This is a genomic window from Streptomyces viridiviolaceus, assembly GCF_014650995.1.
Lineage (GTDB): Bacteria > Actinomycetota > Actinomycetes > Streptomycetales > Streptomycetaceae > Streptomyces > Streptomyces viridiviolaceus.
The window spans coordinates 36424-43850 of record NZ_BMWA01000045.1; the positions used below are offsets into that span (position 1 = coordinate 36424).

The following is a 7427-nucleotide window of genomic DNA, read 5'->3' on the forward strand; positions in this document are numbered from 1 at the left end:
GCCGCGCGATGTCCTGGAGAATGGAAACCGCATCGTGCGAAGAATGGGGGCGCGGTATGCCCATCGTTTCACGCGGCTTCCACGGCCGAGCACGGGATGCACGGCACAGACTGCCTCCCGGGCAGTACGAGACCGCAGACTTCCCCGTTCTGTCGGCAGGGCCCACCCCCGCGGTGGACCTCGACCAGTGGGAGTTCACCGTCCGCACCGAGACCGGCGCACGGCACATCTGGGACTGGGCGGAGTTCATGGCGTTGCCCAGCCAAACGAAGACCGTCGACCTGCACTGTGTCACCAAGTGGTCGAAGTTCGAGACGGAGTGGCAGGGAGTCTCCTTGGACGTCCTTCTGGAGGACGTGGAGACCAGTGCCGAGTACGCGCTCGTCCACTCCTACGGCGACTACACCACCAACGTCCCGCTGGAGGATCTCCTCGACGGGCAGGCATGGATCGCCTATCGATACGACGGCGAGGAACTCCCGCCGGAGCACGGCGGCCCCGCCAGGCTGCTGATTCCGCACCTCTACTTCTGGAAGTCCGCCAAGTGGGTGCGCGGCATCCAGTTGCTCGACGTGGAAGAGCGGGGCTTCTGGGAGAACATCGGCTACCACGACTATGGGGACCCATGGCGCGAGCAGCGGTACCAAGGCGACTAGGCGACCGGCTGCGCTGGACGGCTGCCCGTTTGACCGATCGGCGCGTCGAGTCCGCAACTGCGCGCACCCTCGTCTTCGAGGTGCCCGGCTGGCCGGGTCACCTGGCGGGACAGCACGTCGATGTGCGGCTCACGGCGGAGGACGGCTACAGCACGCAGCGCAGTTACTCAGTGGCGTCGGCACCCGACGGCGAGAGCGTCGAGCTGACCGTTCAGCGCGTGGATGACGGCGAGGTCTCCCCGTACCTGACGGACGAACTCGCCGTGGGCGACGTGGTGGAGCTGCGCGGACCGGTCGGCGGATGGTTCGTGTGGCGTCCCGAGCAGAAGGAGCCGATTCTGCTCGTGGCCGGCGGCTCGGGCCTGGTGCCACTCATGGCGGTGATCCGCATGCGCCGAGCGATCGGCAATCGTACACCCTTCCGGCTGGTGTACTCCGTGCGCAGCCCTGAGTACCAGCTCTTCGGCTCGGAGTTGAGGCGGGACGACCCGGGCCTCGACAAGACGTACCTCTATTCCCGCTCCACCCCACCGCAGTGGCCGCGGCCCCCCGGGCGGTTCACCGCCTCCGACCTGTCAGGTGCCGGGTGGCCACCGGACTTCGAACCCACTTGCTACGTCTGTGGTTCCACCGGCTTCGTCGAAAGGGCCGCCGGACTGCTCGTGGCCCTCGGCCACCACCCCGGTCGTATCCGAACCGAGCGTTTCGGACCCAGCAGATGAAGCAGGGCAGGTGTCTGCGGTGGCGAGGACTCTTCGGGTGCGTCGGCCCAACGGAAGGTGAGTTCCATGACCCTGACGCCTGACTTCCTCGACGGCAACGCGGCCGCCGGGGATCTCGAGTTCCTCTTCGGAACCGACATGACCATGGCTTCCGGACGATGCCGTGGGTGCGGCGAGCAGATGATGCTGGCCCAGACGCACGCCTACCTCGGTGGTCCCGGGATGGTGCTGCGCTGCCCCGGCTGCGAGGGCGTCCTGCTGCGCCTGGTCCACTCCCCCACCCAGGTGTGGCTCGACGCCGGCGGACTGGATTACGTCACGATGCCCGCACCGGCCTGACGTACGTCTGCACGACCGGACTGGAGGCCTCATGGCAGACAAGGAAGAGCTCCTGCAACGTCTCGCCTCGCGAGTACGCACCCCCGACGTCACCGATGCCATGGGGCGGATGCACCGCCACCGGTGTCACATCGATGACCTGGTGACCCCGACCCCGGGCCGTGTCCTCCTCGGCCCCGCCATAACGATGTCGTTCCTTCCCTCCTGCGAGAAGGCACTCCCACCCGAGCAATACAACTTCTCCCGGCTGTTCCATGACGCCATCGAGAACGGCGCGCGGGGGCGGGTGCTGGTCCTGGCCGGCAACGGACATCCCGGGGTATCGCTCGGAGGCGGAACAAAGCTCTCGCTGGTGGCGGCACACAGTCTCGCGGGCGTCCTGGCCGACGGGCGTCTCCGGGACTTCCCCGAGATCGCGAACTACGGCTTCGCCGCCTACTGCTCGGGTCAGACGGCCAAGTGGGGCGGCGATACCGTGACACCCTACGAGGCCAACCGGCCGGTCGTCGTGTCCGGCGTGACCGTCCGCCCAGGTGATTACGTGTTCGCTGACGCATCCGGCGCGGCCGTCATCCCTGCCGCACAGGTCCTCAGCGTGTTCGAAGAAGCCGACCGTATCGCGCAGAACGAGGCAGCGTTCGTCGACAGGGTCCGTGACGAAACCCCCGCCGCCGAGTAGCCGGATCGAGGCGCGCTGCGGCCGACGGGCGCGCTGCCCGCGCTCGTCGGCGATGTCATGACGGGCCCGGCTGCTGCCGGTCCCGGTAGGTCTCCAGCAGCCTCAGCCACACCTCGCTGATCGTCGGGAAGGCCGGTACGGCGTGCCAGAGCCTCTCCAGCGGTACTTCGCTCACGACCGCGACGGTGGCCGAGTACAGCAGTTCCCCGACGCCGGGGCCGACGAATGTCACACCCGCCACGGTGCCACGGTCCGCGTCGACCAGGAGGCGGGCACGGCCGCGGTAGCCGTCGGCGTACTGGTGAGCACCCGCGACGCCTGCGATGTCGTAGTCCACCACCTCGACCCGGCGCCCGGCCCGCTCCGCCTCACGCGTCGTCAGTCCGACGGCCGCGACCTCCGGGTCGGTGAAGACGACCTGCGGCACGGCCGCGACGTCGGCGGTCGCGGCGTGCGCACCCCACCGTGTCTCGTCGGCCTGCTCTCCCCTGGCCCGGGCCCCGATGGCGGCACCGGCGATGCGGGCCTGGTACTTCCCTTGGTGGGTCAGCAGGACCCGGTGGTTGACATCGCCCACCGCGTAGAGCCATCCGTCGGCGACGGCGGTCACGCGGCATGTGCCGTCCGCGGTCAGCCAGTCGCCCGGTGTGAGTCCGATGGTCTCCAGGCCGAGGTCGGCAGTCCGGGAGACCCGGCCGGTCGCGAAGAGGATCTCGTCCGCGGCCAGTTCCCCGCCGTCCGCCAGCGTGATCCGCACTTCGCCGTCCTCGCGCGCCAGGGACGCCACGGAGGCCCCGAGCCGGACGTCGACGCCCGCCTCGCGCAGACCGTCCGCGACCATGTGGCCGGCGAACGGCTCCATCCTCGCCAGCAGTCCGGCGTCGCCGCGGACCAGCATGGTCACCTGGGAACCGAGCGCCTGCCAGGCGGTGGCCATCTCGACGGCCACCACACCCCCGCCGACCACAGCCAGTCGGCCCGGTACCCGACCGGCGCCGGTGGCCTCACGACTGGTCCAGGGACGTACCGAGTCGATCCCGGGTATGTCGGGCACTGCCGCGGCGGTCCCCGTGCACACGGCGACGGCGTGTCGTGCGGTCAGCAGCACCGTGTCACCGTCCGGGGTCTGCACCGCCACCTGCCGGGGACCGTCGAGCCGTGCGTGGCCGCGGATCAGGTCGACGGAGACCGAATCCAGCCAGCCGACCTGGCTGTCGTCCTTCCAGTGGAAGACGATCTCGTCGCGGTGGGCGAGGACCGCCGCGACGTCCAGTGGCCCGCCCACCGCCTGACGCAGCCCGGGCACGCGTCGCGCGTCGGCCCGGGCCAGCACCGGCCGCAGCAGCGCCTTGCTGGGCTCGCAGGCCCAGTACGAGCACTCGCCGCCCAGCAGTTCGCGCTCCACGATGACGGTGCTGAGCCCGGCGGCACGGGTGCGTTCGGCCACGTTCTCGCCGGTCGGGCCTGCGCCGAGGACGATCACGTCGTAGGTGCGCCGGTCCTCGTTCGTCATTGGTCGGTTCATCGCTGTTCCTGTGCCTCGATGCGTGTTCCGGACTTCGGCGGGAGCGGAGTCCGGTGTCTGAGGTGGCGTCAGCGGCCGGGGGCCCGCTGCTTGACCTCCTGGAGCACCCAGCCGTTGCTGTCCGGGTCGCTGAAGGTGGCGTAGGAGCCGTAGGAGTCGCGATCGGGGTGCGGGCCGGCCACCCGCTCCTGGCCCGGGCCGTCGTGGACGATCCGTCCGGCGTCGTGGCCGTGGTGGAAGATGCCTCCTGCGTCGTGGAAGACCTCGCTCACCTCGATGCCGCGGCCGACGAGATCCGCGCGGGCCTCCTCGATGTCGGAGACGATGAGGTACAGGCCCTGGACGGAGCCCGGCGCCAGGTGCGTGAGCCCTTTACCGAAGATGATCGAGCACTCCGAGCCGGGCGGCGTGAAATGCACCGCACGCCAGTCCTCACCGGCGGCGGCATCGAGGTCCAGGCGGAATCCCGCGGCCTCGTAGAAGGCTTTGGCCCGATCGACGTCGGAGACGGGCAGCACGATGAGTTCGAGCTTCAGATCCATGTCAGGTCCGTCTTTCTTCTTCTCGGCAACGGTGTGCCTGGGTGCTGGGCGTCACGGTTCGACAAGTGGTCACGGTCTGAGGGGCGCTCTTGTCACCCGGGCCACGCGGCGGAGAAGGTCCGACCGCGCGCCGCCACGGGGGCCTGCCGAACGAGGCACGCACGATGTGCGACTCCGCAGCGACGCTCCGGTCCGTTGTCGAGCTCCGGGAGGCCACGTCGTCCCGTGGCGGGCTGGGCGGCACTCACGCGACCTGGACGACGGTCTTGCCGACTGTTCCCTTCTTCGCGCGGAACGCCTCCGGGGCACGGTCCAGGGGATGGACGGCCCCCACCAACGGGCGCAGCCGGCCCCCTCGGTGCCTGCCGATGATCTCCAGGAGGTGATCACGGTTGGGTTCGACGATGAAGTACATGGCCCGGCCGTCCTCGGGACGCACGGTCGGGGGCTGGGCGATGGTCACCAGGGTGCCGTCGGGCCTGAGCACGGCGGCAGAGCGGTCGAGCACCTCCCCGCCGATGGCGTCGAAGACGAGGTCGACTCGGCCCACCGCCTCCTCCCACGCCGGCTGTCCGAGGTCGATGAAGACCTCTGCACCGAGCTCCAGCACCCGGTCCCGGCTCCCCTCGCGCCCCGTCCCGAGCACGCGCGCCCCGGCGTCACGGGCAAGCTGCGTCGCGGCCATGCCCACACCGCCGCCCGCTCCGTGCACCAGCACGCTCTGCCCTGCCTCCAGCCTTCCGTGTACGAAGAGGCCCTGCCAGGCGGTGAGGCCCGGCATCGGCAGAGCCGCCGCCTGCACGTGGTCGATTCCCGCGGGCAGCGGCGCCAGATTGCGGGCCTCCACCGCCGTGTATTCCGCGAGAGTGCCGTCGCGGTTCCAGTCGGTCAGTCCGACGACGCGCTGGCCGACCGAAAGCCCGGTCGTGCCGACCGCGACCTCGGCCACCTCGCCCGACAGCTCGTGTCCCGGAATGACGGGCGCTCGATCCCTGCCGCCCCGGTCGACCCACGTGGCCGGCCAGGCCAGCTCATCCGGGGTGAAGCAGGCCGCACGCACCCTTACGACGACGTCGCCCTCCCCCGCGTACGGGTACGGTGCCTCCTCCACAACCAGGCTGTCCACGGCCGCATCACGATCGTGGGTTCGTACGGCCTTCATCGCCCCTCCTTCCGGCAGCGAGCGAGTACCCCTACCGTTCCAGGATGCGGGCGTGGCGCCCTCGGGGCGATCCGGGACGACGCACCTCCGATCCGGCCGCCCCGAAGCCGTCGGGACTCACATCCGGCACGTCCTCGACGGGAGGCCGCCGGGCCGCGGCCGGCCAGGGCTACGACTGCGCGCGGCGGTCCGGATCCCGGGGCGCAGGCTCCTCGGTCTTGATCGTGGCGGTCATCTGCTCCGGGGCGAGGATCTGGTCGTCGTAGACGTCCTGCAGCCAGTTGGTCCGGTAGGTGGTGTCGAGGTAGCGCTCGCCGAGGTCGGGAGCGATGGGGGGCCGCGGTGATGCTCGCGGGCGTCGTGTGGGGACAGCACACGGACACTGCTCCGTTGTCAGACCAGGTTCCGAGGGTGTGTTCTGACGGTAGGTCACCGGGGAAGCGCGGTCGCGGGTGGCCACGCCCGAGCAATGCTCAGTATTGCGATACGCCATCGAGCAAGGCCGACGTTGCCGCGTCGGCTGGGAAGGCGCGCCCGTGCCTACGGCAGTCGACGAGGACGGCACCACACCGAGCGGCGGTTCGCTGCCGGATGAGATCGTCCGGGAGGGCGCATGGTGGATGCCGGCCGCCCCGCTTGGAAACGCACCCCACCTCGTCCACCTCCTCCGGGCCGGAGCCCTCTTCGAACGCGGCCGGCTCGTCGAACGCCCCGAGGCGGTCACGGCGTGAGCCCCCTCGCGGCCCAGGCCATCAGCACCCGGCGACTGGACCTCCTGCCGCTGCGCGTCGAGCACGCCGAGGAGATGGCCGCCGTGCTGTCCGACCCCGCCCTGCACATCTTCATCGGCGGCACGCCGGAATCCCCGCAAGCCCTGCGCTCGCGCTACCAGCGCTTGACCGCAGGCTCTCCCGACCCGGCCGTCTCCTGGCTGAACTGGGTGATCCGGCTCCGTGACGAGTCCTGTGCGACCGGCACCGTCCAGGCGACGGTCGGCCCCTCCGGCCACGGACTCATCGCAGAGATTGCCTGGGTGGTGGGGACCCCGTGGCAGGGAAGAGGCATCGCCGGCGAAGCTGCCCGAGGACTCGTCGACTGGCTCGGCGGGCAGCAGGTGCGGACCGTCATCGCCCACATCCACCCGGAGCATCGGGCCTCCGCTGCTGTCGCCACCGCCGCCGGGCTCATACCCACCGACGAATGGCACGAAGGCGAGATCCGATGGCACCGGAGTAGTGGGGCGACAACTTCAACGATCCACAGGACTTGACCACCGTCGATACGCTCTCGACCGGTGATCTCAGCTGCACGCGAGCGGGATCCGTTCGACTGGTACCCATGCGCAAGGGCCAGAGGGGCCCTGAAACCCGAGTGCGGGCCCCGCATCGTCCAGCAACTGCTGCCGGCGCATGCCGAGGGCATCGAGATCGGTCCGACGCTGCTCGCCCAGCCGCGCTGCGCGCCTGCGGCTGTTGTCCGGGAAGGAGCCCAGCCGGACCGGTTCCCCGCCGACGTGTTCGACGTGCTTGCGGGGCACTCGGAGGTGGCCTTCGCGGGCGTGGAACTGACGGGCCGCGGCGAGGTCGGTCGCTCTGCGCACGCCGCACGGGCCGTAGCTCGGCCTCCTCCGAGGTCCTCGCGCTGGAGGAGCTCCTCGCCCGCCGCCGCGGTCGCCCCTCGGACACCGCCGAAGCGGAACGGCTCCCCTCTCGAACTCTCCGGACCGGCTAGGTCCTGTCTGACAAAGGATCTTGGTTGGGTTCGCGGAGCCAGAGGATGAGTGCGGCGAGGTGGACTCCGGC

11 protein-coding genes are annotated in these 7427 nt (G+C 70.3%); 6 read left to right on the forward strand and 5 right to left on the reverse strand.

What is annotated here, in order from left to right:
• Positions 1-56: 56 nt before the first annotated feature.
• From IE260_RS38755 to IE260_RS38770, 4 genes are all read left to right on the forward strand, one after another.
• Entirely contained in the window at positions 57-656 is a 600-nt protein-coding gene (locus IE260_RS38755; protein ID WP_188181269.1) for a sulfite oxidase-like oxidoreductase, read from the forward strand.
• Positions 626-1378: a ferredoxin reductase gene (locus tag IE260_RS38760; RefSeq protein ID WP_189880611.1), complete on the forward strand. Its 753-nt coding sequence runs from the start codon at positions 626-628 to the stop codon at positions 1376-1378. Before IE260_RS38755 ends, IE260_RS38760 begins: the two co-directional genes overlap by 31 nt.
• Positions 1379-1444: 66 nt before the next feature.
• Entirely contained in the window at positions 1445-1717 is a 273-nt protein-coding gene (locus tag IE260_RS38765; protein ID WP_189880613.1) for a DUF6510 family protein, read from the forward strand.
• Positions 1718-1748: 31 nt separating this feature from the next.
• Positions 1749-2396, forward strand: coding sequence for an RraA family protein (locus tag IE260_RS38770; protein WP_189880614.1), 648 nt, complete (start codon positions 1749-1751; stop codon positions 2394-2396).
• Positions 2397-2451: 55 nt separating this feature from the next.
• On the opposite strand, the gene IE260_RS38775 is transcribed toward IE260_RS38770, so the two are convergent.
• The 4 genes from IE260_RS38775 to IE260_RS43295 form a co-directional block, all read right to left on the reverse strand.
• Positions 2452-3921: a dihydrolipoyl dehydrogenase family protein gene (locus IE260_RS38775; protein WP_229881742.1), complete on the reverse strand. Its 1470-nt coding sequence runs from the start codon at positions 3919-3921 to the stop codon at positions 2452-2454.
• A gap of 68 nt (positions 3922-3989) precedes the next feature.
• The gene (locus IE260_RS38780) at positions 3990-4463 is read right to left on the reverse strand and encodes a VOC family protein (protein ID WP_189880616.1); all 474 of its coding nucleotides are present in this window, start codon (positions 4461-4463) and stop codon (positions 3990-3992) included.
• 244 nt (positions 4464-4707) lie between these two features.
• Complete coding sequence (locus tag IE260_RS38785) at positions 4708-5625, reverse strand: NADP-dependent oxidoreductase (RefSeq protein ID WP_189880618.1); 918 nt, start codon at positions 5623-5625, stop codon at positions 4708-4710.
• A 169-nt stretch (positions 5626-5794) separates the two neighbouring features.
• On the reverse strand, positions 5795-6058 hold the full coding sequence (locus tag IE260_RS43295; protein ID WP_189880624.1) for a hypothetical protein: 264 nt from the start codon (positions 6056-6058) through the stop codon (positions 5795-5797).
• 103 nt (positions 6059-6161) lie between these two features.
• Here IE260_RS43295 and IE260_RS38795 point away from each other — a divergent pair, with 103 nt between their 5' ends.
• Complete coding sequence (locus IE260_RS38795; RefSeq protein ID WP_189880626.1) at positions 6162-6356, forward strand: hypothetical protein; 195 nt, start codon at positions 6162-6164, stop codon at positions 6354-6356.
• Positions 6353-6895, forward strand: a complete 543-nt coding sequence (locus tag IE260_RS38800; RefSeq protein WP_189880619.1) for a GNAT family N-acetyltransferase — start codon at positions 6353-6355, stop codon at positions 6893-6895. Before IE260_RS38795 ends, IE260_RS38800 begins: the two co-directional genes overlap by 4 nt.
• A 30-nt stretch (positions 6896-6925) precedes the next feature.
• On the opposite strand, the gene IE260_RS42920 is transcribed toward IE260_RS38800, so the two are convergent.
• Entirely contained in the window at positions 6926-7225 is a 300-nt protein-coding gene (locus tag IE260_RS42920; protein WP_308434742.1) for a helicase associated domain-containing protein, read from the reverse strand.
• Positions 7226-7427: the final 202 nt, after the last annotated feature.

Bases quoted from the DNA above. Each gene is read 5' to 3' on its own strand.
- IE260_RS38765 (WP_189880613.1), top strand. From the start codon at position 1,445: ATGACCCTGACGCCTGACTTCCTCGACGGCAACGCGGCCGCCGGGGAT.
- IE260_RS38770 (WP_189880614.1), top strand. From the start codon at position 1,749: ATGGCAGACAAGGAAGAGCTCCTGCAACGTCTCGCCTCGCGAGTACGC.
- IE260_RS38785 (WP_189880618.1), bottom strand. From the start codon at position 5,625: ATGAAGGCCGTACGAACCCACGATCGTGATGCGGCCGTGGACAGCCTG.
- IE260_RS38780 (WP_189880616.1), bottom strand. From the start codon at position 4,463: ATGGATCTGAAGCTCGAACTCATCGTGCTGCCCGTCTCCGACGTCGAT.
- IE260_RS38755 (WP_188181269.1), top strand. From the start codon at position 57: ATGCCCATCGTTTCACGCGGCTTCCACGGCCGAGCACGGGATGCACGG.
- IE260_RS38760 (WP_189880611.1), top strand. From the start codon at position 626: ATGGCGCGAGCAGCGGTACCAAGGCGACTAGGCGACCGGCTGCGCTGG.
- IE260_RS38775 (WP_229881742.1), bottom strand. From the start codon at position 3,921: ATGAACCGACCAATGACGAACGAGGACCGGCGCACCTACGACGTGATC.